The sequence below is a fragment of the Actinomadura kijaniata NBRC 14229 genome (genome assembly GCF_001552175.1).
Classification (GTDB): domain Bacteria; phylum Actinomycetota; class Actinomycetes; order Streptosporangiales; family Streptosporangiaceae; genus Spirillospora; species Spirillospora kijaniata.
The window spans coordinates 1-23,224 of sequence record NZ_BCQR01000097.1 but is presented as its reverse complement, the minus strand read 5'-3'; the positions used below and the strand labels follow the sequence as shown (position 1 = coordinate 23,224).

Sequence of the window (23,224 nt, the reverse complement as noted above, 5' to 3'; positions counted from 1 at the left end):
GCCATTCATGCATAGCTGGACGCTATCCGCTCGATCAACGCCACGGAGTCCGCTTGCGGCAAAGCCAGTTCCCTCAGGCTGTCGAACGCTGAACGGTAGTGGCCGATGTTCTCGGCATCATCGATGTACTGACTCATCGTGAGACTGTGCACTGTCACGACTTGAAGCTCGTTCCGCCCAACTCCCACGTCCAGGATCGAGAACGCTCCGTTCGTCCCCGGATGCATGCCAGCCTTGAACGGCAGCACCCGAAGGTCAATGTTCGGCGCGGCGGCTGCCCCTAGCAGGCGATCCAGTTGAGCCCGCATGACAACGGGACCCCCCACTTCCAGATGCAGCGCCCCCTCACCGAGCACCACAGCCAAGTGGGGCGGCCGGGCGCGGCGGAGAACGCGCTGACGACGCATCCGAAAGTCGACCTCAAGCTCACAGTCGAGGGACGGGCTAAGCCGTTCGACATAACACTTGATGATCGTCCTGGCGTATTCCTCCTCTTGAAGAAGGCCGTGAACCAACTGCGGCTCAAAGGCGCTGATGCGTGACGCGTCGCCCTCCAGCGACGCGTAGTCGACGGCGTTGGGATCGAGTCGTTCCTCGAAACCCCTCCACCAGCCGTCGCGGCGGCCCTTGTCGGCCAGGTCGAGGAGTTGGGCGCGGAGTCTGTCGTCGGTGATGCCGTAGCCGTCGAGGATCTGCGCGAGGTCGCGGGGGCGGATGGCGCGGCGGCCGTTCTCGTACTCGCTCAGTGACGCCTGGGAACGGCCCAGCAGCCGCGCCGCGCTCTCCTGCGTCAACTCCCGCTCCTCGCGGATGCGCCGTAGCTCGATCCCGATCCTTCGCCGCCGGTAGAGTCCGCGCCCCTCTGTGGACATCTCTTCACTGTCGTCACGCTCCGTCGTCGCGGCAACCTGTTCCGCGAAGGCCGATAAATCGGCGTTCGATTCATCGACGGCCGATCCATCGGGGATCCGTGCGAGGCGTTGCGACGGTCACGGTGTGCGACGACGCTGGCGGGGACGGTGAGGAGGTCGGTGATGGGGCCCAGTGAGGCGCGGTTCGCGTTGTTCGTCCGGCTGGTGTGGGAGATGCGGGCGGTTCCGGCGACGACCGTGATGGTGTTCCCGCACAACGCCGAGCCCGTTCTCGGGGTGCGGCGGCGCGGGTGCCGGCGGTTGGTCTGGCGGGGCGTGGAACTGGAGGCCGACCGCCTGGAGCTGGTGGCGCGGCGGATCGCGACGGAGGCGGCGGCGTGAACGGGCCGCTGCTGGCGGTGCTGACGCTGCCGGGCGTCGAACGGTCGGCGCCGCTCGCGCGGAGTTTCCTGCGCGACACCCTCGTCCCCGGCCATCTCACCGAGCGTGACGAGACGCTGGACGACATGGCGCTGGTGGTGGACGAGCTGGTGGGCAACGCGATCCGGCACACCGCCTCCGGGCGGGGCGGCAAGGTCACGATCGCCCTGTCCCGGGAGGCCGGGACGTTCCGGGTGGAGGTCACCGACGACGGCGCGGGCGGGGCGCGGCCGGCACCGCATCCCCGTCCCGAAGGGGAGAGCGGGCGGGGCCTGCACATCGTCGCCGCGCTCGCCTCCCGCTGGGGGCACCACGCCGACGGTCCCCGCACGCTGGTGTGGGCGGAGTTCCCGTCCCACCGTCCGGGCGCGAGGCCGCAGTAGCCCGGGGCGACGGCGGACGCGCACCCGTTCCCACCTGCTTCTTTCGCCCTACCGCGTGCGGTACTTGCGGATGTGACGCTACGTGATCAACTCCACCTGAAGTACGGAAAATTCTCATTCTGCGTGACGATGTATGTGCGGACGGTGATTTCTACGCTCGGTTACGAGTGGCGGTCGAACGAGCGCCACGTCGAGAAGGGAACACCATGCCTTTCAGTAAGCGAACGGCCCTCAAGGCGGGCGTCGTCGGCCTGGCCGCCGGTGCCTGCCTGGGCGTCACCACGGGTGGCGCTCTGGCGGCGGCCCCGGCGGACACGGCCGACAAGGCGGCCCGTACCTGTCACGTCCGTCCCGACGGCAAGCTGTTCTGCGAGAACAAACGCGACGCCAACCTGTTCGAGCACCCCAACAGCACCAGCCGGGTCGTCGACACCCTCAAGACCAGTCCCAGCGTCTTCGCCTGCTACAGGCGCGGGGAATGGCACCACGGAGGCAACGACGTCTGGTACTACACCAACGGCGACGTCACCAAGAGGTGGGGTTACATCCCGGCCGTGCACCTCTACACCACCACCGACCCGCCGGCCGGTATGAGGGCGTGCTGACCTGACCGGTCACGACGTCAGAACCCTGGGGGGCTCCGAGGCGCATCGCCTCGGAGCCCTTCCGGCATCGCGGCGTGCGTCAGGCGCGGTGTTCGGGCAGGTCGAGCACGACCTTGCCGGGGACGCGCCGGGCGAGGAGGGCCTCGGCCGCCTCCGACACCTCCTCCCAGGGGCCGCGCCAGCCGACCTGCGGGTCGAGACGGCCCGCGCGCAGCAGCCCGACCAGGTAGTCCAGGTCGGGGCCGAAGGGCCCGGCGACGTTGAAGTTCTCGATCCGCCCCCGCGCGGTCCGGGTGCGGGCGGTCTCGAAGTCGATGAGCGTCGGGCGCCGGGACGCCATCCCGATCGCCTGGACCACCCCGTCGTCCTCCAGCCGCATGAACGCCTCGGCCAGCAGGTCGCCGCCGACGTTGTCGAGCACGCCGTACACCGGCGCGGACAGCCCCTCGACGCCCACGGTCACCTCGGCCGCGCCCAGGTCCGCCAGTCCCACCGCGCGGGCGGGGTCGCCGACCGAGGCCACCACGTGGGCGCCCGCCAGGGCGGCCAGTTGCACGGCGAAGCGCCCGACGCCCCCGGAGGCGCCGGTGACCAGCACCCGCCGGCCGATCACCGAGCCCAGCCGGCGCAGGGCCTGCAGGGCGGTCACCCCGGCGACCGGCAGCGCGCTCGCGGCGCCGAGGTCCACCCCGTCCAGGACCACGGCCAGGTCGGCGGTGTCGGCGGCGCGCAGCTCGGCCCACGCGCCGCTCCAGCCGAAGGTCACCACGCGCGTGCCCACCGGCGGGCCGGACCCGTCGGCGGCGGCCCGGACGACGTGCCCGGCCGCGTCCCAGCCGGAGACGAACCCCGGCGGCGCGTCCGCCGGGCGGAAGGCGATCTCGCCGAAGTTCAGGGAGACGGCGGCGACCCGGACCAGCGCCTGGGAGGGGCCCGGCCGCGGGTCGGGCGCGGTGCCGAGGCGGAGCCGAAGCGGGGCGGCGGCGTCGTGGATCAGGGCTCTCATCTACGGTCCCTCCTGGAGGTGGACGAGCATCTTGCCGATGTTGGCGCCGCGGAGCACGCCGAGGAGCGCGGCCGGGGCCTGGGACAGCCCCTCCACCACGGTCTGGGCGGTGCGCAGCGAGCCGTCGGCGAGCCAGGCCGCCGCCCGTTCGGTCCACTCGGGAAGCAACGGGAGGTAGGAGTCGACCAGCAGCCCGCGCAGCGTCAGCTCCTTGCCGTAGGCGGCGTAGAGGTTGCGGGGTCCGGGGACCGGCCCGGTCGCGTTGTACTGCGAGACGGCGCCCACCAGGGCGAACCGCGCCCCGGTCCGGGCCGAGGCGATGGCGGCCTCCAGATGGTCGCCGCCGACGTTGTCCAGATAGACGTCGATGCCCTCGGGCGCCGCCCGGGCCAGCTGCCCGGCGATCGGCCCGGCGTCGCGGTCGAGGGCGACGTCGAACCCGAAGTCCTCCACCAGCCGGGCGGCCTTCTCCGGGCCCCGCGCCGAGCCGATCACCTTGACCGCCCCGTACCGGCGGGCGAGCTGCCCGGCCACGCTGCCGACCGCGCCCGCCGCCGCCGAGACGTAGACGGTGTCGCCGTGCCGCACCGGGGCCACCCGGGTCAGCGCGGCGTAGGCGGTCAGCCCCGTGGTGCCCAGCGGGCCCAGGTACGCGGACGGCGGCGCCAGCCCGGTGTCCACGACGGTGGCCTCGGACGCGTCGAGCACGGCGTAGTCGCGCCAGCCGCGGAAGTGCGAGACGGTCGTGCCGGGCGGCAGCGCCTCGTCCCGGGAGACGACCACCTCCCCGACCGCGCCGCCGTCCATCGCGGCGCCGAGCGCGAAGGGCGGGATGTAGGAGGGGGCGTCGTTCATGCGGCCGCGCATGTAGGGGTCGACCGACATCCAGGTGTTGCGCACGAGGATCTGTCCCTCGCCGGGTTCGGGGACCTCCCGCTCGACCAGGGCGAACTGGTCCAGGCGCGGTTCGCCGTGGGGACGCGCGCGGAGATGGACCTCCCGGCCGAGCCGGGCAGGGGCCCGCGCGGTCACGGCCGGACCTCGGTCGGCCGCGGGTCGTCCAGCGTCGCGTAGTCGGTGTAGCCGCGGTGGTCGCCGCCGTAGAAGGTGTCGGGGTCGGGCTCGTTGTAGGGCCCGCCCGCCCGGATCCGGGCGTCCAGGTCGGGGTTGGCCAGCCACATGGTGCCGAGCGCGACCGCGTCCGCGACCCCCTCGGCCAGCGCCGCCCGGCCGGTCTCGGGCGTCGCGGGGAACGACTCGGCGGTGGGGTGCGGGCACAGCACCAGCCCGCCCGGCCACTCCTGGCGGATCATCCGGGTCACGTCCCGGGTGAGGATCTCGAAGACGTGCAGGTACGCCAGGCGCGTCGGCGCCAGCGCGCGGACGAGCGCGCGGTACAGCCCGTCGGTGTCGCCCTCGGCCATGCCGTTGAAGGTGATCCCCGGGGAGATCCGCAGGCCGACCCGCTCGGGGCCGACGGCCCGGCTCACGGCCTCCGCCACCTCCACGGTCAGCCGGACCCGTCCCGCGACCGAGCCGCCGTAGCCGTCGGTGCGGCGGTTGGTGGAGTCGGCCAGGAACTGGTGCAGCAGGAACCCGTTGGCGGCGTGCAGCTCCACCCCGTCGAAGCCGGCCTCGACCGCGTTCCGGGCGGCGGTGACGAAGTCGTCGATCGTGGCGGCGATGTCGGCGGCGGTCATCTCCTTCGGCACCGGGTGCTCCAGCAGGCCGTCGGGGGTGAACAGCCGCTCGCCGGACGGGATCGGCGAGGGGGCCAGCGGCAGGGCGCGGTCGCCGTACAGGCTCGGGTGGCCTATCCGGCCGCAGTGCACAAGCTGCGCGACGATCCGGCCCCCGGCGGCGTGGACCGCGTCGGTCACCGCCCGCCACGCCTCGACCTGCCGGGCGGTGTGCAGCCCGGGCGTCTGGATGTAGCCCTGGCCGATCTCGCTGACCTGGACGGCCTCGGTGATGATCAGCCCGGCGGAGGCGCGCTGCGCGTAGTACGCCGCGGTGGATCGGTCCACCAGCCCGCCGTACGCCCGGCTGCGCGTCATCGGGGCCATCACCAGCCGGTTGGGCAGCTCCAGCTTGCCCAGGGTCAGCGGTTCGAAGAAGTCGTTCACGGATGCGTCCGTTCCTCGTTGAAGGGGTACGCGCCCAGCCTGCTGTCCGGCGGCGCCGCTACCCAGACGCCGGTTCTGGCTAGCCAGTCGTTGACCAGTCAGCGGCAGGGCGGGCGGGCTCCGCCGTGCGCGGTCCTCCCCCATAGGCTCGCCGGATGGATGTGCGTGCCGAACTGAGCCAGTTCCTGAAGTCGCGCCGGGCCCGGCTGCGCCCGGAGGACGTCGGGCTGGTCCGCTACGGTGAGCGGCGCCGGGTGCCGGGGCTGCGCCGGGAGGAGCTGGCGCAGCTGGCGGGGATCAGCATCACCCACTACACCCGCCTGGAGCAGGGCCAGCGCCAGCACGTGTCGGCCCAGACCCTGGACGCGATCGCCGACGCGCTCCGCCTCACCGGCGACGAGCGCGCCCACCTGCACCACCTGGTCCGCCCCGTTCGGCCGGGCGGGGCCGCCGGGCCCCCGGCCGTCCGGGAGGGCGTACGCGACCTGCTGGACTCCCTGGAGATCGTCCCCGCCGTGGTGACCGGCCACCGCACCGAGCTGCTGGCCTGGAACCCCCTGATCTCCGCACTGGTCGGGGGCATCGAGAAGCTGCCCCCGGAACGGCGCACCATGTCCCACTGGGTGTTCTTCGACGAGGACGCCCGCCGGGTGCTGGGCGACACCTGGGAGGAGCACGCCCGCAACAACGTCGCCTTCCTCCGCACGGCCGCGGTCCGGCGCCCCGGGGACGAGCGGCTGCGCGGGCACCTCGCGGTGATGCGCGTCCAGAGCCGGGAGTTCGAGGACCTCTGGCAGGAGCACGAGGTGCGGGAGTGGAGCAGCGGGGAGATGCGGATCCACCACCCTCTGGTCGGCCCCCTCGAACTCCGCATCGAGCGCCTCCACTTCCCCGCCGATCCCGACGTCAGCGGGATCGACATGTGGCCGGCCCGTTCCGGCTCCCCGTCCCAGGCCGCCCTTCGCCGCCTGGCCGCCACCCTCCGGCGCCCGGCCTCCTGAGGTCCCGTCACCGGGCCTGCGGGGCGCTGGCGGGGATGATCCGGTAGTCGCGGCGGAAGACGAGGTTGTGGGCGTCGGCGGCGGCGATGGCGCGCAGCGTGGGCAGTTCGGCGGCGGCCTGGTCGGGGGTGAAGACGTTCAGCGGCCAGTCGCCGACGGTGCCGCCGCGCAGGTGCGGGTGGTGGAACCCCGCGCCGTAGAAGGCGTGCAGGGTGATCGGCGGGATCCCCGCGCGCCGCTGCCGGGGCCAGGACAGCGTCCAGCGGGCGTGCAGGCCGCCGTCGGGGTCCCGCCGGACGCCGGTGGCCTCGGTCCGGCCCTCGCCCAGCAGCAGTTCGGCGTCGGCCTCGGCCAGCGCGCGGCGGGCGTGCGGGTCCAGCAGCGCGACCGCCCGGTGGAACAGCGCCTCCTTGTCGGCGCGGCTGCGGGCGTGGTCGCCGTGGGTGCCGTCGCGCAGGTCGGCGAAGTGGCGCAGGAGCGCGTCGTGAACGGTGCTCATCGGGGGTCCTCCAGTTCGGTGTAGGCGGCGGCGAGGCGGCGCCGGAAGAGGGGGCTGGTCAGGAACGCGCCGTGGCCGAGGCCGGGCAGCTCCGCCAGCCGGACCGCGACGCCGTCGCGCCGCAGCCGGTCGGCGTGGGCGCGGGTGTCGTCGGCGACGGGGTCGGCGTCGCCGACGGCGATCGCGGCCGGGGGCGCGCCGCGCAGGTCGGCGGCCTCCAGCGGGGTGCTGTAGAGCCGTCCGGGCCATCCGCCGGGGCCGCGGTGGTCGGCCCAGGCGGCGCGCAGCACGGCCGGGGTGGGGAACGCGGCGGGCTCGCGGCGGTAGGAGGCGGCGCGGCAGGCCGGGTCGATGGGCGGATAGGCCAGGACCTGGGCGGCGAGCCGGACGCCCCGGTCGCGCGCCACCAGCGCGGCGGTCGCGGCCAGGGTCGCTCCGGCGCTGTCGCCGCCGACGGCCACCGGCAGGGGGGTCCGGGCCCGCGCCCAGTCCACGGCCGCCAGCACGTCCAGCAGGGCGGCCGGGTGGCGGTGGGCGGGGGCGAGCCGGTAGTCCAGGCTGACGACGACGGCGTCGGCGGCCAGTGCCAGGTCGGCGACGGGGCCGTGCCAGGCGGCGGCCGAGCCGGTGCGCCAGCTGCCGCCGTGCGCCCACACCAGCCACCGCCGGGGGGCGGCGGGCCGGTAGACCCGGGCGGGAACGGTCCCGTCGGTCCCGGGGACGGCAGCCTGGTGCCAGGTGAGCCGGGCCGGTGTGGTGCGCGTGGCGGACATGGTGGGTGTGACCTTTCGACGCGGGTGGTCAGGCGTTCTCAGGCGCGGAGCCGGAGGTCCGGGAGCGTCCGAGGAACGCCGCCGCCAGCAGGGACCCGGCCACGACCAGGGCGGCGTTGACACCGATGGCGGTCCGCACCCCCGACAGGACCGCGTCCGCGCCGACGGCTCCGGCCATGGCGGCGGTGGCGATCGCGCTCATGATCGGGGTGCCCATGGTGATGCCGACCTGCTGGGTCATGGTGGCGATCCCGGTGGCCCGGCCCTGGTCGGCGTCCGGCAGCCCGGAGGTGGCGCTGACCATGAAGGCGACGATCACCAGCATGTTGCCGACGCCGCCGACGAAGGTGGCGGCCAGCAGCAGCCACAGCCACGCCTGGTCGGCGCCGAGCGCGACCAGGGGCACCGTCGCGGCGGCCTGCACCAGGCCGCCGCCGAGGATGGTGGCGCGGGTGCCGAAGAGGCCGACGACGCGGCCGCCCAGGGTGCCGCCCAGCACGGTGCCGAGGCCCAGCACCCCGAACGCCAGCCCGGTCGCCAGCGGCGAGTAGCCCAGCACCTTCTGCAGGTAGAGGGTGAGCAGGAAGACCAGCGAGGTCTCGGTGACGAAGGCGACCAGCCCGGCGGCGTTGCCCCAGATCACGTTGCGGCGGCGCAGCAGCGCGACGGGGATCAGCGGCGCGGCGGCGCGCTTCTCGACGAACCAGAACGCCACGGTCAGCGCGGCCCCGGCGGCGAGGGCGACCAGGGTGGCGGGGGCGGTCCAGCCGTGCTCGCCCGCCTGGGTGAGGCCGAACACCAGCAGCAGCAGACCGGCGGTGACGGTCGTGGCGCCGGGCACGTCGAGGCGGGGCCGGTCGCCCGACCGGTCATCGGTGATCACGCGGGGGGCGAGCGCGACGACCAGGGCGGCCACCGGGACGTTGACCAGGAACGCCCAGCGCCACGACAGCAGGCTGGTCAGCAGGCCGCCCAGGATCGCCCCGGCGGTGAACCCGGCCGACATCAGCGCGCCGTTGAGGCCGAGCGCCCGTTCGCGCAGCGGCCCCTCGCGGAACGCGGTGGTCAGCAGCGCCAGCCCGGCCGGGGTGATCGCCGCGGTGGCCAGCCCCTGGAGCACGCGGGCGGTCAGCAGCACCGCCGGGTCGGTGGCCAGCCCGCCCAGCAGCGAGGACAGGCCGAGCACGGCCATGCCGCCGACGAACAGCCGCTTGCGGCCCACCAGGTCGGCGACGCGGCCGAACAGCAGGGTGAAGCCGGCGGCGGCCAGGGCGAAGGAGGTGGCGATCCACTGCAGGTTCGCCAGCGAGAAGCCCAGCCCGGCGCCGACCTCGGGCAGCGCGACGTTCAGGATCGAGAAGTCCACGGCGACCATGAACTGGGCGCCGAGCAGCAGGGTGAGCAGCAGCCGTTCCCGGCCGGTCATCCGGGTCCTGGACCCGGACGCGGCGACCGGCGGCACGGCTGTGGTGGATGCGGCCATGGTTCTGCCCCTTCGATGACGTTAACGGTTCTGTGGTTCCGTTAAGATGATGGGGAGCCTAGCAGAAGACCCGGCCTAAATGAAACTGGAGTCCCGTTATGACGGATGCAGCGTCCGCTCCTGGCACCGTCCGCCCCGGTGGCCGCACCGCCCGGATCCGCGCCGCCGTGCTGCGCGCGGCCGAGGACGCGCTGATCGAGTGCGGTTTCGCCGGGGTGGACCTGGCCGAGATCGCGCGCCGCGCCGAGGTGGGCAAGACGACCGTCTACCGCCGGTGGGGCACCCCGCAGGGCCTGGTCGCCGACCTGCTGGCCGACATGGCCGAGCAGTCGGTCCGCCGCACCGAGACCGGCTCGCTGGACGGCGACCTGCGCGCCAACGCCCGCCTGGTGGTGGACACCCTCACCGACCCGCGCCAGGGCGTGCTGTTCAAGGCGGTGATCTGCGCGGCGACCACCGACGAGCGCACCGCCCAGGCCCTGCACCGCTTCTACGCCACCCGGATCGCCGAGTGGGCGCCCTGCGTGGACCAGGCGGTCCAGCGCGGCGAGGCCCCCCACGGCACCGACGCCGCCGAGGTGATCCGCGCGGTCTCGGCCCCGCTGTACTACCGCTTCCTGGTCAGCGGCGACCCCCTGGACACCGCCGTCGCCGACCAGGTCGCCCGCACCACCGCCCACGCGGCCGGAGCGGGCGCCTACGTCCGCTGACCGCCCCGCCGCTTCCGCGCGGCGAACGCCGCGGCATGGCGGACCGTCCGGTCACCGCGGCGACGGCCTTGGCGGAGGCGGTGGCGCGGCGTTCCAGCAGCGCGGACCCCGTCGCGCAGGTCGTCGGGAAGACCGGCGACCGAGGAGGTCGCGGACGCCTCAGGGAGCGTGGATCACCGGCGCGTCCAGCGCCCGGACGGTGGGGTCGTCGGCGCCGGCGTCGGTGATCACCCCGGCGACCTCGGCCAGCGGCAGGACGGTGAACCGGGACGCGGTGCCGATCTTCTCCGAGCTGGCCAGCACGTAGGTGTCGGCGGCCTGGCGCGCCAGCGCGCGTTTCATCGCGGCCTCGTCGGCGTCGCCGGTGGTCAGCCCCACCTCGGGGTGCACGCCGGTCACCCCGAGCAGGAACAGGTCGGCGCGCAGGCCGCGGGCGGCCTCCACGGCGGCCGCCCCGCAGGCGACCATCGAGTGCTTGAACAGCCGCCCTCCGATCAGGTAGACCTCCACGTCACGGTGGTCGGCCAGCGCGCCGGCCACGGTCGGGCTGTGCGTCACCACGGTGGCGCGCAGGTCCGGCGGCAACGCCTGGACGACCGCGTGGGCGGTGGTCCCGCCGTCCAGGATCACCGTGCTGCCCGGTTCGACCAGCGCGGCGGCCGCGGCCGCCACCCGGCGCTTGCCCGGGACCTCCACGCTCTCGCGCGCGGCGTAGTCGGCGATCGCGGGGGACGCGGGCAGCGCGCCACCGTAGACGCGCTGGCACAGGCCCGCCGCCGCCAGGTCGCGCAGATCCCGGCGGATGCTGTCCTCGGAGATGCCCAGCTCGGCCGCCAGGTCCTTCGCGATGATCCGTCCGTCCCGGTGCAGACGCTCCAGGAGCAGGTCACGACGCTGCGCCGCCAGCATGCACGATCTCCCTTGCTTGTGCCGACTCATGCACACGGTAGCGCACCGGCGGATGCCCTGAGGCGGGCGGATCGCACCATGAAGGCCGCAGCACCAGGTGGCGGCCTCCACAGCCCACGCCATGGCCTCGGCTGCACGTTTCTACTTGTTGTCGCCGGTTGATGCACGATACAGTCCGGGGTCATGATGATCCTGATCGCGGGCCCCTACCGTCGATCTTCCGCAGCGGACACATCCCGATGATCGGCGAGTGAGCGGCGGTGCCGTACGACCGGCGATCACGGCTCGGACGACGACAGCGACGAAGGAGCCCGGCATGAACGCGCATACCTCCGCCGAACCGGACCGACCCCACCCGGAAGGCGGCACATCCGCCGGGACGGCCGGTGGGGCCGCGACGACCCCGGGAATCGACGAGCCCGACACCCGCGGCCGCACCGGCCTGGACCGGGCGGGCAGGGACCTCACCGGCAACCCGCGGGTACGGGTGCGGGAGGTGCGGGTGCTGTCGTGCGACTGGTACGTGCTGCGCGCCACCACCTTCGACTACCAGCGCGCCGACGGCCGCTGGACCACCCAGCGCCGGGAGACCTACGACCGGGGCAACGGCGCCACCGTCCTGCTGTACGACCGCCGGCGCGGCACCGTCCTGCTGACCCGCCAGTTCCGCCTCCCCGCCTACGTCAACGGGCACCCCGACGGAATGCTGCTGGAGACCGCCGCCGGTCTGCTGGACGGCGACGACCCCGAGTCCGCCATCCGGCGTGAGGCGGCCGAGGAGACCGGCCACGCCATCGGCGGGCTCGAACCGGTCTTCCAGATCTACATGAGCCCCGGCTCGGTCACCGAACGGCTGCATTTCTACGCCGCTCCCTACAGCCGGGCCACCCGGACCGCCGCCGGCGGCGGAGTGGCCGCCGAGGGGGAGGACATCGAGGTGGTCGAGCTGCCGTTCGCCCGGGCCCTGGACCTGGTCCGCAGCGGTGACATCCAGGACGCCAAAACGGTCATGCTGTTGCAGTGGGCCGCGCTCGACGGTCCCTTCGCCAGGTGACCGGCGGCCCCGCTCGGCCGGGGACGGGGAACGAGACCAAGGAGGCAGCCATGGCCGGGACGACCTACGGGTACGACCGGGGAGCCTACGAGCTGGAGTTCGAGGACGACTTCGCGGGCGACCGGCTCGACGAGAGCCGGTGGGTGCCCTTCTACCTTCCCCAGTGGACCGGTCGCGAGAGCGCGGCGGCCCGGTACGAGCTGGCCGGAGGGCACCTGCACCTGCTGATCGAGGAGGACCAGCCGCCCTGGTCCGAGGAGCTGGAGGGGCGGCTGCGGGTGTCCTCGCTCCAGACCGGGGTGTTCGCCGGGCCGGTCGGCAGCGCGATCGGGCAGCACCGGCGGCATCCACGGGCGGTCGTGCGCGAGGAGCAGCCCGACGTGCGCCTGTACACCCCGCGGTACGGGCTGGTCGAGATGCGCGCCAGGGCGGTCGCCGACCCCCGGTGCATGGTCGCGCTGTGGATGATCGGGTACGAGGACCGGCCCGAACGCTCGGCCGAGATCTGCGTGTGCGAGATCTTCGGCAGGGACGTGGGCGCCGACGGCGCGAAGATCGGGATGGGGGTCCACCCGTTCGGCGACCCGGAGATCGTCGACGACTTCACGGCCGAGACCGTGCCCATCGACGCCACCGGATTCCACGTCTACGCGGCCGAATGGACGCCCGACCACGTCGCCTTCTTCGTCGACGGCCGCCGCGTCAGGACCGTGCGGCAGTCGCCGCGCTATCCGATGCAGCTGATGCTGAACATCTACGAGTTCGAGCCGGGAGGCGACTATCCCAAGCGGTTCACCGTCGACTACGTGCGGGGTTACCGGCGGCGCCCGAGCGGCTGACCGGGGTCCGGTGAGGCGGGTCGCCGTCAGGCGGGGGCGGTGAGCAGGGCGTCGGCCGTGGTGGTGCGGGCGTACAGGACCGAACGGCCCGCGCGGTGCGCGCTGACCAGGCCCGCCGCGCGCAACGCCGTCAGGTGCTGGGACACCGCCGGGGCCGACAGGCCGGTGCGGGACGCCAGCTCCGTCGTCGACGCGGGGGCCTCCAGCTCGGTCAGCAGCGTCGTGCGGGAACGCCCGATCACCGCGGCGACGGCCTCGGTGGAGGCGGTGGCGCGGCGTTCCCACAGGGTGCCCGCGCCGCGCGCCGGGTAGGCGAGCTGCGGCGGCCCGGCCGGGGAGGCGAGGGTCAGCACCCGCGACCACACGAACACCGACGGGGCCAGCACCAGCCCCGCGCCCGTGCCCGTGCGGTTCAGGACGCAGTGGCGGCGCACGACGCGCAGGGTGTCGTTGTCCCAGCGGACCCCGTCGTGCAGGTCGTTGAGCAGGTGGGCCGCGCCGTGCTCGGCGACCTGGCGGGCGCGGTGGAACACGTCGGCCTCCAGGACGGTCCGGATCCGCGCCCAGTACGGCCCGAGCGCGACCTCCCAGTACCGCTCGACCTCGGCGACGACCTGGCCGAGGGCGGTGCCGGGGTCGTCGCGCAGCAGGGCGCGGCGCTCGGGGTCCAGCCCGGACAGGTGGGGCACCTCCGCCCGCAGGACGTCCCGGTCGCTGGCGCGGATCGCGGCGAGCTCGTCCGCGAGCGTCGGGAAGGGGCCGTCCGGCGGCGGGGTGAGGAAGTCGGCCAGGTGCCCGGTCGCGGGGACCAGCCGGGCCAGCCACCCGTCCGGCGGCACGACGCCCAGGCGTGGGCGGACCTGGCCGGCCCAGCGCCGGTGGATGTCGGGGACGGTGTCGGCGGCCAGGGTCCGGTAGCTCGCCACGACCTCCCACATCGGCGACACCACGAAGCGCGTCTGCGCCAGGTCGCTCGCCGAGAACGCCAGTTCGGCCAGCATGTCCGCCTCCCGGGGCCGAGGATTTCGCCTGATCTTAATCAATGGAGCCCGGGCCGGGCGGAGGGCACGATCTCCGCCATGTCCTTCCTGCGTTCCAGCGTGTCCGCCCAGTTCGGCGGGCTTCCCCGCGAGATCTACGTCGTCTTCGCCGGCACGGTCGTCAACCGGCTCGGCTACATGGTCACCCCGTTCCTGGTCTTCTTCCTCGCCGCGCGCGGCGTCACGCCCGAGCAGACGCCGTGGATCCTCGGCGCGCTCGGCGCGGGCAACCTGCTCGGCCCGGCGCTCGGCGGGCTGCTCGCCGACCGGCTGGGACGCCGCCCGACGATGCTGGCCGGCCTGGTCGGCACGGCGGCGGCGCAGGGCGCGCTGTTCGCCGCCCCGAACGCGGTGACCCTGGCGCTGGCGGCGGTCCTGCTCAGCGCGACCGGCGCGATGGTCAGCCCGGCCGCGTACGCGCTGCTGGCCGACCGGGTCGGCCCCGAACGCCGCCAGAGCGCGTACGCGCTGTTCGGGTGGGGCGTCAACATCGGCACGGCGATGGCGGGCGTGCTGGGCGGGTTCCTCGCCGAGCGCGGCTACTGGCTGCTGTTCGCCGTGGACGCCGTCACCGTCCTGCTGTACGCGGCGATCGTGGTGTGGCGGCTGCCCGCCGACCGCGCTCCGGGCCGTTCGGCCGGGACCGGCGTCGGCTACGGCGTCGTGCTGCGCGACCGGCTGCTGATGCTGCTGCTGCCCCTGCTCGGCCTGCAGCTCGTCATCTACTCGCTGACGGAGGTGGCGCTGCCCCTCGCCATCCGCGACGACGGCCTGTCCCCCGCCGTGTACGGCACGATGGCGATGCTGAACGCGCTGCTGGTGGTGCTGGTCCAGCCGGTCGCGACCGGTGCGCTGGCCCGGTTCCCGCAGCTTCCGGTGTACGTGGCGACGAGCCTGCTGATCGCGGCGGGCGTCGCGGCGACCGGCCTGGCCGACCACCCCGGGGAGTACGCGGCGACGGTCGTGCTGTGGTCGCTGGGCGAGGCGGGGATGAGCGGGATCGCGGCCTCGGTCGTGGCGAACCTCGCGCCCGCCCACGCCCGGGGCCGCTACCAGGGGGCGTTCCAGTGGACCTGGGGCCTGGCCCGGTTCACCGCGATGACCGCCGGGACCGCCCTGTACACCCACGTCGCCCCGGCGGCGCTGTGGTGGACCGCCGCCGTCGCGGGCGTCACCGCCGCCCTCGGCGTCCTCGCCCTCGCTCCGCTCCTGGCCCGCCGCGCCGCCCCGGAGCCGGTCCCCGCGGTCCCGGCCGCCGAGCCCGTGGCCGCGTGACCGGCCCCGGGGCGGGCGGGACCGTCAGCGGGCGGACCACCGTCCCGTCAGCCAGGTCAGCGGCAGGCAGGCCAGGCACATCGCCAGGCCGGCGATGACGACCGCCGACAGGCCGCTGCCGGACAGGGCCCGGCCGCCCAGCAGCGCCCCGGCCGCGATACCGGCGTTGACGGCCGAGGCGGGCAGGCTGGCGGCCAGGTCGCGCGCGGGACCGGCGAGCGTCGCCACCCGGTACTGCAAGGCCGGTACCAGCCCGAACCCGACCAGGCCCCACACCAGCAGCGCCACCGCCACCAGGGCCGGGACGGCCCCGGCCAGGTACAGCAGGCCCAGCGCCAGCACCAGGACGACGTTGGCCACCACCAGGGTGCGGGAGGCGTCGCGGTCGGCCGCCCAGCCGCCGGCGAAGGTGCCGACGGCCGTGGCCACGCCGTAGGCCAGCAGGAAGCCGCTGACGGCGGCGTCCGACAAACCGGTCACCTTCAGCAGGAAGGGCGTGATGTAGGTGAAGACGGTGAACTGCCCGCCCAGCAGCAGCACCCCGATCGCCAGCATGACCAGAACGCGCGGCGCGAACGCGGCCCGGGCCTGGGAGCGCAGCCCCTGCGCGCCGCCGGTGCCGACCGCGGGCATCAGCAGCAGCAGGCCCGCCAGGACGACGGCGCCCACGGCGATGATCGCGACGAACGCGCCGCGCCAGCCCAGGCTGCGGCCCACCAGCGTCCCGATCGGGACGCCCATGGCGGTGGAGACGGCGATCCCGCCGAGGATGACCGCGATGGCCCGCCCCATGCGCTCGGGGGGAACGAACGAGCCGACCGCGACGAAGGCCGCCCCCACGAACACCCCGTGCAGCGATCCGGCCACCGCCCGGGCCACCAGCAGGAACGCGAAGCCGTCGGTGACGACCATCGCCAGGGTGGCCAGCAGGAAGGCCAGCATGGAGGCCCACAGCAGGGTCCGCCGCCCCAGGCGGATGGTCGCCGCGGTCAGCGCGGGCCCGCCGACGGCCAGCCCCAGGGCGTAGGCGGTGACCAGGACGCCCGCCGTGCCGACCGTCACGCCGGTGTCGGCGGCGATCAGGTCCAGCACACCGACGATCACCAGCTCGGTGCTGCCGAGGACGAACGTGGCCAGGAACAGCGAGAGCAGGGCCAGGTTGCCGCGGGCGCGGCTCACGGCCGGGGGGCTCGGGCTCACGGTCGGGGAGGGATGCATGGTCGGACTCCGGTTCGCGTCGTTCTGGGTGTGCGTGACGAGGGTCAGGCGGCCTTGATCAGCCCGGCCGCCAGGGCGATGAGCGCGGCCGCCAGCAGCAGGGCGCCGACGCGGATGAGCGCCGTGCCCGCCGAGCGCCGTCCCTCCCTGCCGACGCCCAGGTGGAGGAAGAACCCGCCCGACTGCGCCAGCACCCCGACCAGCAGGACACCGCCGCACAGCCACTCAAGGCCGTCGGAGAACCCGGCGCGGGGCAGGTACAGCAGGTAGACCAGTGACAGCACCAGCAGCACCCCGGCGTGCGCGTGACCGGCCCGGAAGAAACGCTCACGGAACGTTGAAAGCCGGTCCCGGCCGGTGGTGGCGAAACGCAGCAGCGCGTGCCCGCCGAACTCGACCGTCACCAGCGACAGGATCGCCACGATCGGCAGGATCTCGGTGGGCTCCATCAGCTCTCCTCGCTCGCGGAACGGCCTCTTCCGTGACGGGCGCCCGCCCGGGCGGGCGCATGTCACAATTCCTTCCGAAAATGCCTTTCGGTCGCGGTCCCGGCGCGACCAGGTCGAGCATCCCGGCCGGTCACGAGGGAGAACAACGGCCGTCTCCGCAACATCGGTTAACACCGTGGTTCACGATCGAGGGGCGCCATGGAGCTGCGTGACATCGAGATCTTTCTGACGCTCGCCGAGGAGCTGCACTTCACCAGGACCGCCGACCGGCTGCACGTGAGCCCGGCGCGGGTCAGCCAGGCCATCAGGAAGCAGGAGCGCGAGGTCGGCGCCCGGCTGTTCGAGCGCACCAGCCGCAGCGTCCGCCTCACCCCGATCGGCGAACGGCTGTACGCCGACCTGCGACCCGCCTACCGCGAGATGCGCGAGGGCATGCGGCGGGCCAGGCTGGCGGCGCGGGGCGAGACCGCGGTGCTGCGCGTCGGCATGCTGCCCGGCAACGCCCATGACCTGCGCCCCTACTGGGAGGCGTTCCGGGACCGCCACCCCGACTGGGGGCTGCGCATCCGCCACAACCCGTTCATCGACCCGTTCGGCCCCCTGCGCAACGGCGACGTGGACGTCCTGGTCTCCTGGCTCCCGGTGGAGGAGCCCGACCTCACCGTCGGCCCGGTCGTCTTCACCGAGTCCCGGGTGCTGCTCGCCACGCCCGACCATCCGCTGGCCGCGCGCACGTCCGCCTCGGTCGAGGACCTGGGCGACTTCGGCGTCCTCGGCCCGGCGGCGCCCCTGCCCGACTACTGGGAGGACGCCTTCCTCCCGTTCGAGACCCCCAGCGGGCGCCCCATCGAGCGCGGCCCGGTCGCCCGGCAGATGGATGACATCCTCACCACCGTCAGCACCGGGGAGGTCGTCCACCACCTGGGCGCCCACGCCGCCCGCTACTACAACCGCCCGGACGTCGCGTTCCTGCCCCTCCGGGACGCCCCCCGCCTGCGGTGGGGCCTGGTCTGGCGGAGCGACGCCCGGTGCGAGCGGATCCGCGCCCTGGCCGGGGTGGTCCGCGACCTGGGCACCGCCGACCTCTGAGCCCGAGCCGCGCGCGGTGGCACAATACGGCAAATGATCAAGGAACTCGTCGACGAACTGACCGCCATGGCCGCCGCCGACCACGCCGCCTCCCCCAAGGCCAACAGCGACGACTTCGCCGAGCAGCTGGAGTGGCGGCGGCTGACCGCGCGGCACGCCGACCGCCTCACCGAGATCCTCGACGAGCACGGCTGGCCCACCGTCCCGGCGGTCGGCGCGGACGCGGCGCGCGCCGCCTGGCTGATCGCCCAGCACGCCGACCGCCAGCTCGACGTGCAGCGCCGCGCCGTGGTGCTCATGGGCGAGGCCGTGGCCGCCGGGGAGGCCGACGCTGCGCAGTACGCGTTCCTGCGGGACCGGACGCTGGTCAACGAGGGCCGCGAGCAGGTCTACGGCACCCAGATCGCCGGGGTCCGCGACGGCCGGCCCGTGCCGTGGCCGTGCGTGGAGCCGGAGAGGATGGACGAACGCCGCGCCGAGGTCGGCATCCCGCCGTTCGAGGAGTACATCGCCCAGTTCTCCTGACGCCCGGCCACCGCCTTCGACAGCCCTGACACTCCCTAAAATTACCTATCAGTCCTCTCATATGGCAGGATAGGTAATGATAGAGAGTCTCGGGGTGGGGTGTATGGCGCAGCAGTACTACTCGGTCGAGCAGGTGGCCGAGCTTCTGGATCTCCACGTGCGGACCGTGCGGGGATATGTGCGGGACGGGAGGCTCAGGGCGACCCGGATCGGCAAGCAGTACCGGATCGCGCGGGAGGACCTGGAGGAGTTCACCGGCGCTCCCGCGCCGGCCGCGCCGTCGGCGGAGACGTACGCCGAGGCGTCCACGGTCGTGCGGGTGGACGGGATCGGCCGGGACGCCGCCAACCGGGTCGCCAACACCGTCGCGGCCCTGCTGAACGGCCCCGGCGCCCACGGACTGCACGTCCAGACCGTCCACGACGAGCCCCGCTCCGCCCTCAAGGTCGTCGTCGTGGGCGGCCTGGAGGGCACCGCCGAGATCCTGAAGGTCGTCCACGCGCTGACGGAGGGCCCCTCGTGAACGCGGTCTACCGATCCCCCGAAGGGCGGCGCCTCGTCGAGGGGCGTTACCGGGAGCTGCTGGCGTCCTGGCCCGTCCCCATCGAACGCCGTCACGTGCCGACACGGCGGGGCGGCACGTTCGTGGTGTCGGCCGGGCCGCCGGACGCGCCGCCGCTGGTCCTGCTGCACGGCTCCGGCGGCAACGCCCTCACCTGGCGCGACGACATGCCCGTGTGGGCCGGGCGGTTCCGCGTCCACGCCGTGGACGTGCTCGGCGAGCCGGGCCTGAGCGAGCCGGTGCGGCTGCCGCTCGCCACCGAGGAGCACGCGCTGTGGCTGGACGAGGTCCTGGACGGGCTGGGCGTCGGCCGCGCCGCCGTCGCGGGCATGTCCCTGGGCGGGCGGCTCGCGCTCGACTACGCCGTCCGCCGCCCCGGGCGCGTCGAGCGCCTGGTCCTGCTGTGCCCCGGCGGCGTCGGCAGGCAGAAGTTCGGCGCGGTGCTGCTGGCGTCGCTGCTGCTGCCGTTCGGGCGGCGGGCGAGGATCAGGGCCATGGACCTCGTGCTGGGGCCCCGGCCCGCGACGCCGCAGGACCGCGAGATCGGGGAGTACGTGGCGTTCGTCCACCAGAACTTCCGGCCGCGCCGCGACCGGCTGCCGGTGTTCTCCGACGCCGACCTGGCCTCGCTGGCGATGCCGGTCCTCGTCATCGTCGGCGACCGGGACCCGATGTTCGACTCCCGCGCCACGCTGCGCCGCCTGCCCCGGGCCGAGCACGTGCTGCTGGAGAACACCGGTCACCTCATCGGCGGGCAGGCCCGCCGCGTCCTCGACTTCCTCGGCCCCGGAGGGCAGCCCGCGTGAACGACGACGCCCTCACCGACCTCGGCGGCACGTCCGTGCTGGTGTGCGCGCCCGGCGGCCCGGCGGTGCGCGGGGAGCGGGACGCCGTCGACCTGGTCGGCAACGCCTTCCACCTCGGTGCGGACTGGGTCGCCCTCCCCGTGGAGCGCCTCGCCGGCGACTTCTTCCGCCTGCGCACCCGGCTGGCGGGCGCGGTCGCGCAGAAGTTCGTCAACTACCGCGTCGGCCTGGCCGTCGTCGGCGACGTCCCCGAGGGCGGCGACGCGCTCGCCGCGTTCGTGCGGGAGAGCAACCGGGGCCGCCACCTGTGGTTCGTCGCCGACCTGGAGGAGCTGGAGGCGCGGCTCGGCCGTCAGTGACCGGTGATCGTGTCGGCGACGCGGGCCAGGACCGAGGACCTGCCCGTCGCCGCCTCGCGGGCGTCGGCCACCCGGTACAGCGCGTACATCGACTGGACGCCCAGCCAGCGCAGCGGCTCGGGCTCCCAGCGCCGCACCCGCCACCCCACCCACGGCAGCGCCGTCAGCCCGGTGTCGCGGCGCAGCGCCAGGTCGCGCAGCGTGCGCCCGGCCAGGTTCGCGGCGGCGACGCCGTGCCCGGTGTAGCCGCCCGCGTGGCCGAGGCCGGTGCGGTGGTCCACCACGGCCGTCGCGCACCAGTCGCGCGGCACGCCCAGCACGCCCGACCAGGCGTGGTCGACGCGGGCCTCGCGCGCGGCGGGGAACATGCCGGTCAGCGTCCGCCACAGCGCCGCCACCGTCTCCGGCGCGGTGCGTCCCGCGTCGTCCACGCGCGAGCCGTACCGGTAGGGCTTGCCGCGCCCGCCGAACGCGATCCGGTCGTCGGCGGTGCGCTGGGCGTACATGTAGTAGTGCGCCATGTCGCCCAGCACCTCGCGGCCCTCCCAGCCGATCCGCTCCCACGCCCCGGGCGGCAGCGGCGTGGTGACGATCATGGAGCTGTTCATCGGCAGCCAGTCGCGGTGGTGCCCCCGCACCAGGGCGGTGAAGCCCTCGGTGCAGCGCAGGACGAGGTCGGCGGTGACCGTGCCGTGGGGGGTGACGGCCGCCGCCGGGTCGCTCCCCCGGCGCGGGCGGATCCCGGTGACGGGCGTCCGTTCGAAGATCTCCACGCCGAGGTCGCGGACCACCCGCGCCAGTCCCCGGACGAGCCGGGCGGGCTGGACGCGGGCGGCGTGCGGGCTCCAGGCCGCGCCCGCCGACCCGGCGACGTCGACGCGCTCCCCCGGCCCGAGCAGAACGATGTCGTCCTCGTCCCAGCCCCACGCGTGGCACTCGCGCACGGTGTCGACCAGGCGCGCCCGCTGCGGCGCGTTGCGGGCGACGGTCAGCACGCCGCCCTTCACCAGGTCGGCGTCGACGCCCTCGGCGTCCGCGACCCGCAGCACCTCGTCCACGGTCGCGAACATCTCCCGCTGCAACGCCACCGCCGCCGCGCGCCCGTGCCGCCGCGCGTACCGCTCCCGCGACCCGGCGATCTCCCCGACGACCCAGCCGCCGTTGCGGCCGGACGCGCCGAACCCGGCGTGCTCCTTCTCCAGCACCACCACGCGCAGGTCCGGCTGGGCGCGCTTGAGGTAGTAGGCGGTCCACAGGCCCGTGTAGCCCGCGCCGATCACGCACACGTCGGCGGTGCGCGGTCCGGGCAGCGGCGCGCCGGGCGGCGTCCGGTCGAGATCGCGGTACCAGAACGAGACGTCACCGTTGACGAAGCCGGGGGCGAGTGGCGCTGAATCCATTCCCCTATTGTGCAGTGTTCGACTGATTCTGTCGTCACATGTCGATAACACGACTGGATCCGCGCCAACGCAGCCGGTCGGCGGCGTACAGCAGCGTCCCGTCGGGACCGTCGGGACCGTCGGGGCAGCGCCGCATCCCCAGGTGCTCGGCCACGCGGGCGCTCGCGGGGTTGCCGGTGTCGATCTCGGCGGTGACCCGGCGCAGGCCCACCACGTCGAACGCGTACCCCAGCACCGCCCGCGCCGCCTCGGCCGCCAGGCCCTGGCCCCAGCGCGCCGGTTCCACGCTGTAGACGATCTCGACGTCGGCCCCCACGGGGCCCAGATGGCGGCGCAGCCCGCTCACCCCCGCCAGCGGCACCGCGTCCGCGTCGCCGAGGTCCACGCCCCGCGCCATGCCCCGCGCCATGCCCCGCACCGCGGGCCGCACCGTCCACAGCCCGTAGCCCTCGGTGGCGAAGTCCCGCTGGCTCGCCGCGATGATCTCGGTGACCTGCTCGGGCGACACCTTGCGGCCGTCGAACAGGTGGCGGCGCACCAGCGGCCCGTTCCAGTGGGCCAGCAGCGCCGCGTGGTCGCTCATGCTCACCGGGCGCAGCACCAGCCGCCCGGTCCGCAGGGTCCCGCCGCGCCCGTCACCCGGGATGCCCGTCATCGTCCCCCCACTCGGGCGCCGGCTCGCCGTCCGGCACCCCCACCCGGAACGCCCGCAGTTGCAGGGCCAGGGCCGCGTAGTAGCCCACCAGGGTCACCAGCTCCACCAACGCGGTGCGGCCGAGGGTGGCGACGGCCTCGGCGTGCACCGCGTCGGACAGGTCGTGCTCGGCGGCCAGCTGCCGGGCCGCCTCGTGGACGATCCGCTCGCGCGCGTCGGCCAGCAGCGGGGCCCGCCCGGCGCGCAGCGCCGCCAGCTCGTCGTCGGTCAGCCCCGCGTGGCGGGCGATGCCCTCGTGCGCGTACCACTCGAAGTCGCTGCGCCAGTGCGCGGCGACGACCAGGATCGCGATCTCCCGCTCCCGGCGGGTGAAGGCGGTCCGGAACCGCAGCGCCGCGCCCAGCTCCTGCAGCGGCATCCCGACGGCGGGGCTGTAGAGCATCGCGTTGAACGGCCCCTGGAGCCGCCCCGCGCCGTCGGTCAGCCGGAAGGCGGGCGGCCGCTCGCCGCGCGGCCCCTCGGTCAGCGCGTCGTAGACCTCGCGCTGGCGTTCGCTCAGCAGTCCGGGCGGCAGCAGCGGCAGCCGCTCCACATCCCCGTTCGGAGGGTCGATCACCCACCGCACGGTAGGCCGCCCCGGCCGATCGCTCAAGCCTCGTCGGCAAGGTGAAACCGTGGCCTCACGGGGACGTAGCCGCCGCGTAACACCGCCCGCCCATCGTGACGGGGTACGCACCCGCCCCCACAGACGGGAACGCTCCATGCCGCTGCTGCGCATCCGCACCGAGATCGACGACCGTCCCGGCCGGCTCGCCCTGCTCACGGCCGCGCTCGCGGCGCGGGGCGCCAACATCCTCGGCCTGTCGGTGCAGGTCGACACCCAGGGGGTGGTGGACGAGTTCATCGTCGCCGCGCCGCCCGGCGGGCCCGGCCCCGAGGGGCTGCGCGCGGCCCTGGAGGAGGCGGGCGGGACGCGCACCGCCGTCGTCCCGGCCCGCCCGCACGAGCTGGTGGACGAGCCGACCCGGGCGCTGGCCCTGGTGGCGCGGCTGCGCGCCGAGCCGCACGCGCTGCCGGAGGTGCTGGCCGAGCTGCTGCGCGCCGACGAGGCCGGCTGGGCGACGGCCGCCGCCGCGGGGGACGAGGAGCCCGACGTGCTCGTCGTC

Annotated in this window: 28 protein-coding genes; 14 read left to right on the top strand and 14 right to left on the bottom strand. The window is 74.5% G+C overall.

Annotated elements, in window-relative coordinates:
• Nucleotides 1-5: 5 nt before the first annotated feature.
• Nucleotides 6-872 (bottom strand): helix-turn-helix domain-containing protein, encoded by an 867-nt coding sequence (locus AKI01S_RS28115; protein ID WP_067824530.1) that lies wholly within the window; start codon nt 870-872, stop codon nt 6-8.
• Between the two features lie 162 nt (nt 873-1,034).
• Here AKI01S_RS28115 and AKI01S_RS51840 point away from each other — a divergent pair, with 162 nt between their 5' ends.
• From AKI01S_RS51840 to AKI01S_RS28100, 3 genes are all read left to right on the top strand, one after another.
• A complete protein-coding gene (locus tag AKI01S_RS51840) occupies nt 1,035-1,253 on the top strand; it encodes a hypothetical protein (RefSeq protein ID WP_067824527.1) in 219 nt (72 codons plus the stop codon).
• Nucleotides 1,250-1,675 (top strand): ATP-binding protein, encoded by a 426-nt coding sequence (locus AKI01S_RS28105; protein ID WP_067824524.1) that lies wholly within the window; start codon nt 1,250-1,252, stop codon nt 1,673-1,675. The genes AKI01S_RS51840 and AKI01S_RS28105 overlap by 4 nt, the downstream gene beginning before the upstream one ends.
• Before the next feature lie 206 nt (nt 1,676-1,881).
• Nucleotides 1,882-2,280: a hypothetical protein gene (locus AKI01S_RS28100; protein WP_067824522.1), complete on the top strand. Its 399-nt coding sequence runs from the start codon at nt 1,882-1,884 to the stop codon at nt 2,278-2,280.
• A gap of 79 nt (nt 2,281-2,359) precedes the next feature.
• Here AKI01S_RS28100 and AKI01S_RS28095 read toward each other — a convergent pair whose 3' ends face one another.
• Genes AKI01S_RS28095 through AKI01S_RS28085 form a run of 3 tightly spaced genes read right to left on the bottom strand, consistent with a single transcriptional unit; the run spans nt 2,360 to nt 5,412 of the window.
• Nucleotides 2,360-3,286, bottom strand: a complete 927-nt coding sequence (locus tag AKI01S_RS28095) for a zinc-binding dehydrogenase (RefSeq protein ID WP_067824519.1) — start codon at nt 3,284-3,286, stop codon at nt 2,360-2,362.
• Nucleotides 3,287-4,318, bottom strand: coding sequence for an NADP-dependent oxidoreductase (locus AKI01S_RS28090; RefSeq protein WP_067824517.1), 1,032 nt, complete (start codon nt 4,316-4,318; stop codon nt 3,287-3,289).
• Nucleotides 4,315-5,412 carry an alkene reductase gene (locus tag AKI01S_RS28085; RefSeq protein WP_067824515.1) on the bottom strand — a complete coding sequence of 366 codons (1,098 nt, stop codon included), beginning with the start codon at nt 5,410-5,412 and terminating at the stop codon, nt 4,315-4,317. The genes AKI01S_RS28090 and AKI01S_RS28085 overlap by 4 nt, the downstream gene beginning before the upstream one ends.
• A 155-nt stretch (nt 5,413-5,567) precedes the next feature.
• Between AKI01S_RS28085 and AKI01S_RS28080 the strand changes: the two genes are divergently transcribed.
• Nucleotides 5,568-6,413 carry a helix-turn-helix domain-containing protein gene (locus tag AKI01S_RS28080; RefSeq protein ID WP_067824513.1) on the top strand — a complete coding sequence of 282 codons (846 nt, stop codon included), beginning with the start codon at nt 5,568-5,570 and terminating at the stop codon, nt 6,411-6,413.
• Between the two features lie 7 nt (nt 6,414-6,420).
• Here AKI01S_RS28080 and AKI01S_RS28075 read toward each other — a convergent pair whose 3' ends face one another.
• From AKI01S_RS28075 to AKI01S_RS28065, 3 genes are read right to left on the bottom strand one after another with little or no spacing between them, the layout of a single operon-like run.
• Nucleotides 6,421-6,912, bottom strand: coding sequence for a hypothetical protein (locus AKI01S_RS28075; protein ID WP_067824509.1), 492 nt, complete (start codon nt 6,910-6,912; stop codon nt 6,421-6,423).
• Nucleotides 6,909-7,685, bottom strand: coding sequence for an alpha/beta hydrolase fold domain-containing protein (locus AKI01S_RS28070; RefSeq protein ID WP_067824507.1), 777 nt, complete (start codon nt 7,683-7,685; stop codon nt 6,909-6,911). The genes AKI01S_RS28075 and AKI01S_RS28070 overlap by 4 nt, the downstream gene beginning before the upstream one ends.
• A gap of 28 nt (nt 7,686-7,713) precedes the next feature.
• On the bottom strand, nt 7,714-9,168 hold the full coding sequence (locus AKI01S_RS28065; RefSeq protein WP_067824506.1) for an MFS transporter: 1,455 nt from the start codon (nt 9,166-9,168) through the stop codon (nt 7,714-7,716).
• Nucleotides 9,169-9,266: 98 nt separating this feature from the next.
• Here AKI01S_RS28065 and AKI01S_RS28060 point away from each other — a divergent pair, with 98 nt between their 5' ends.
• Complete coding sequence (locus AKI01S_RS28060; protein ID WP_067824504.1) at nt 9,267-9,878, top strand: TetR/AcrR family transcriptional regulator; 612 nt, start codon at nt 9,267-9,269, stop codon at nt 9,876-9,878.
• A gap of 159 nt (nt 9,879-10,037) precedes the next feature.
• Here AKI01S_RS28060 and AKI01S_RS28055 read toward each other — a convergent pair whose 3' ends face one another.
• Complete coding sequence (locus tag AKI01S_RS28055; RefSeq protein WP_067824502.1) at nt 10,038-10,787, bottom strand: DeoR/GlpR family DNA-binding transcription regulator; 750 nt, start codon at nt 10,785-10,787, stop codon at nt 10,038-10,040.
• A gap of 316 nt (nt 10,788-11,103) precedes the next feature.
• On the opposite strand from AKI01S_RS28055, the gene AKI01S_RS28050 reads away from it, so the two are divergent.
• Both AKI01S_RS28050 and AKI01S_RS28045 read left to right on the top strand, forming a co-directional pair.
• Complete coding sequence (locus tag AKI01S_RS28050; protein ID WP_084000329.1) at nt 11,104-11,841, top strand: NUDIX domain-containing protein; 738 nt, start codon at nt 11,104-11,106, stop codon at nt 11,839-11,841.
• A 50-nt stretch (nt 11,842-11,891) separates the two neighbouring features.
• Entirely contained in the window at nt 11,892-12,680 is a 789-nt protein-coding gene (locus AKI01S_RS28045; RefSeq protein ID WP_067824499.1) for a glycoside hydrolase family 16 protein, read from the top strand.
• A 26-nt stretch (nt 12,681-12,706) separates the two neighbouring features.
• On the opposite strand, the gene AKI01S_RS28040 is transcribed toward AKI01S_RS28045, so the two are convergent.
• The gene (locus AKI01S_RS28040; protein ID WP_174567421.1) at nt 12,707-13,681 is read right to left on the bottom strand and encodes an ArsR/SmtB family transcription factor; all 975 of its coding nucleotides are present in this window, start codon (nt 13,679-13,681) and stop codon (nt 12,707-12,709) included.
• A 78-nt stretch (nt 13,682-13,759) separates the two neighbouring features.
• Between AKI01S_RS28040 and AKI01S_RS52545 the strand changes: the two genes are divergently transcribed.
• Nucleotides 13,760-14,995 (top strand): MFS transporter, encoded by a 1,236-nt coding sequence (locus tag AKI01S_RS52545; RefSeq protein WP_067824497.1) that lies wholly within the window; start codon nt 13,760-13,762, stop codon nt 14,993-14,995.
• A 24-nt stretch (nt 14,996-15,019) separates the two neighbouring features.
• Here the strand turns inward: AKI01S_RS52545 and AKI01S_RS28030 are convergent, their stop codons facing one another.
• The gene (locus AKI01S_RS28030) at nt 15,020-16,174 is read right to left on the bottom strand and encodes an MFS transporter (RefSeq protein WP_218009828.1); all 1,155 of its coding nucleotides are present in this window, start codon (nt 16,172-16,174) and stop codon (nt 15,020-15,022) included.
• A gap of 83 nt (nt 16,175-16,257) precedes the next feature.
• Complete coding sequence (locus AKI01S_RS28025; protein WP_067824493.1) at nt 16,258-16,662, bottom strand: hypothetical protein; 405 nt, start codon at nt 16,660-16,662, stop codon at nt 16,258-16,260.
• A gap of 198 nt (nt 16,663-16,860) precedes the next feature.
• On the opposite strand from AKI01S_RS28025, the gene AKI01S_RS28020 reads away from it, so the two are divergent.
• The 5 genes from AKI01S_RS28020 (at nt 16,861) to AKI01S_RS28000 (ending at nt 20,003) form a co-directional block, all read left to right on the top strand.
• Nucleotides 16,861-17,751, top strand: a complete 891-nt coding sequence (locus tag AKI01S_RS28020) for a LysR family transcriptional regulator (protein ID WP_067824491.1) — start codon at nt 16,861-16,863, stop codon at nt 17,749-17,751.
• Between the two features lie 33 nt (nt 17,752-17,784).
• Entirely contained in the window at nt 17,785-18,276 is a 492-nt protein-coding gene (locus AKI01S_RS28015) for a DUF6624 domain-containing protein (protein ID WP_067824486.1), read from the top strand.
• 103 nt (nt 18,277-18,379) lie between these two features.
• Nucleotides 18,380-18,799: a helix-turn-helix domain-containing protein gene (locus tag AKI01S_RS28010; protein ID WP_067824483.1), complete on the top strand. Its 420-nt coding sequence runs from the start codon at nt 18,380-18,382 to the stop codon at nt 18,797-18,799.
• A complete protein-coding gene (locus tag AKI01S_RS28005) occupies nt 18,796-19,644 on the top strand; it encodes an alpha/beta fold hydrolase (RefSeq protein WP_067824481.1) in 849 nt (282 codons plus the stop codon). The genes AKI01S_RS28010 and AKI01S_RS28005 overlap by 4 nt, the downstream gene beginning before the upstream one ends.
• Nucleotides 19,641-20,003, top strand: coding sequence for a DUF4180 domain-containing protein (locus AKI01S_RS28000; RefSeq protein WP_067824474.1), 363 nt, complete (start codon nt 19,641-19,643; stop codon nt 20,001-20,003). The genes AKI01S_RS28005 and AKI01S_RS28000 overlap by 4 nt, the downstream gene beginning before the upstream one ends.
• Here the strand turns inward: AKI01S_RS28000 and AKI01S_RS27995 are convergent.
• The 3 genes from AKI01S_RS27995 to AKI01S_RS27985 are packed head-to-tail and all read right to left on the bottom strand — an operon-like array spanning nt 19,997 to nt 22,674.
• Entirely contained in the window at nt 19,997-21,403 is a 1,407-nt protein-coding gene (locus AKI01S_RS27995) for an NAD(P)/FAD-dependent oxidoreductase (RefSeq protein WP_067824473.1), read from the bottom strand. The two genes, AKI01S_RS28000 and AKI01S_RS27995, sit on opposite strands and share 7 nt — an antisense overlap.
• 34 nt (nt 21,404-21,437) lie before the next feature.
• Nucleotides 21,438-22,058, bottom strand: coding sequence for a GNAT family N-acetyltransferase (locus AKI01S_RS27990; RefSeq protein WP_067824472.1), 621 nt, complete (start codon nt 22,056-22,058; stop codon nt 21,438-21,440).
• Nucleotides 22,039-22,674, bottom strand: coding sequence for a carboxymuconolactone decarboxylase family protein (locus AKI01S_RS27985; RefSeq protein WP_245681811.1), 636 nt, complete (start codon nt 22,672-22,674; stop codon nt 22,039-22,041). The genes AKI01S_RS27990 and AKI01S_RS27985 overlap by 20 nt, the downstream gene beginning before the upstream one ends.
• A 145-nt stretch (nt 22,675-22,819) precedes the next feature.
• Here AKI01S_RS27985 and AKI01S_RS27980 point away from each other — a divergent pair.
• Nucleotides 22,820-23,224, top strand: a 405-nt coding sequence (locus tag AKI01S_RS27980) for an ACT domain-containing protein (protein WP_157420198.1), incomplete at its 3' end; no start/stop codon positions are given.

What these genes read in the sequence shown, in the direction of transcription:
- AKI01S_RS28115 (WP_067824530.1), bottom strand. Translation starts at nt 872, where the DNA reads ATGTCCACAGAGGGGCGCGGACTCTACCGGCGGCGAAGGATCGGGATC.
- AKI01S_RS51840 (WP_067824527.1), top strand. Translation starts at nt 1,035, where the DNA reads ATGGGGCCCAGTGAGGCGCGGTTCGCGTTGTTCGTCCGGCTGGTGTGG.
- AKI01S_RS28100 (WP_067824522.1), top strand. Translation starts at nt 1,882, where the DNA reads ATGCCTTTCAGTAAGCGAACGGCCCTCAAGGCGGGCGTCGTCGGCCTG.
- AKI01S_RS28095 (WP_067824519.1), bottom strand. Translation starts at nt 3,286, where the DNA reads ATGAGAGCCCTGATCCACGACGCCGCCGCCCCGCTTCGGCTCCGCCTC.
- AKI01S_RS28080 (WP_067824513.1), top strand. Translation starts at nt 5,568, where the DNA reads ATGGATGTGCGTGCCGAACTGAGCCAGTTCCTGAAGTCGCGCCGGGCC.
- AKI01S_RS28075 (WP_067824509.1), bottom strand. Translation starts at nt 6,912, where the DNA reads ATGAGCACCGTTCACGACGCGCTCCTGCGCCACTTCGCCGACCTGCGC.
- AKI01S_RS28070 (WP_067824507.1), bottom strand. Translation starts at nt 7,685, where the DNA reads ATGTCCGCCACGCGCACCACACCGGCCCGGCTCACCTGGCACCAGGCT.
- AKI01S_RS28065 (WP_067824506.1), bottom strand. Translation starts at nt 9,168, where the DNA reads ATGGCCGCATCCACCACAGCCGTGCCGCCGGTCGCCGCGTCCGGGTCC.
- AKI01S_RS28060 (WP_067824504.1), top strand. Translation starts at nt 9,267, where the DNA reads ATGACGGATGCAGCGTCCGCTCCTGGCACCGTCCGCCCCGGTGGCCGC.
- AKI01S_RS28055 (WP_067824502.1), bottom strand. Translation starts at nt 10,787, where the DNA reads ATGCTGGCGGCGCAGCGTCGTGACCTGCTCCTGGAGCGTCTGCACCGG.
- AKI01S_RS28050 (WP_084000329.1), top strand. Translation starts at nt 11,104, where the DNA reads ATGAACGCGCATACCTCCGCCGAACCGGACCGACCCCACCCGGAAGGC.
- AKI01S_RS28045 (WP_067824499.1), top strand. Translation starts at nt 11,892, where the DNA reads ATGGCCGGGACGACCTACGGGTACGACCGGGGAGCCTACGAGCTGGAG.
- AKI01S_RS28040 (WP_174567421.1), bottom strand. Translation starts at nt 13,681, where the DNA reads ATGCTGGCCGAACTGGCGTTCTCGGCGAGCGACCTGGCGCAGACGCGC.
- AKI01S_RS52545 (WP_067824497.1), top strand. Translation starts at nt 13,760, where the DNA reads ATGTCCTTCCTGCGTTCCAGCGTGTCCGCCCAGTTCGGCGGGCTTCCC.
- AKI01S_RS28025 (WP_067824493.1), bottom strand. Translation starts at nt 16,662, where the DNA reads ATGGAGCCCACCGAGATCCTGCCGATCGTGGCGATCCTGTCGCTGGTG.
- AKI01S_RS28020 (WP_067824491.1), top strand. Translation starts at nt 16,861, where the DNA reads ATGGAGCTGCGTGACATCGAGATCTTTCTGACGCTCGCCGAGGAGCTG.
- AKI01S_RS28015 (WP_067824486.1), top strand. Translation starts at nt 17,785, where the DNA reads ATGATCAAGGAACTCGTCGACGAACTGACCGCCATGGCCGCCGCCGAC.
- AKI01S_RS28010 (WP_067824483.1), top strand. Translation starts at nt 18,380, where the DNA reads ATGGCGCAGCAGTACTACTCGGTCGAGCAGGTGGCCGAGCTTCTGGAT.
- AKI01S_RS27995 (WP_067824473.1), bottom strand. Translation starts at nt 21,403, where the DNA reads ATGGATTCAGCGCCACTCGCCCCCGGCTTCGTCAACGGTGACGTCTCG.
- AKI01S_RS27990 (WP_067824472.1), bottom strand. Translation starts at nt 22,058, where the DNA reads ATGACGGGCATCCCGGGTGACGGGCGCGGCGGGACCCTGCGGACCGGG.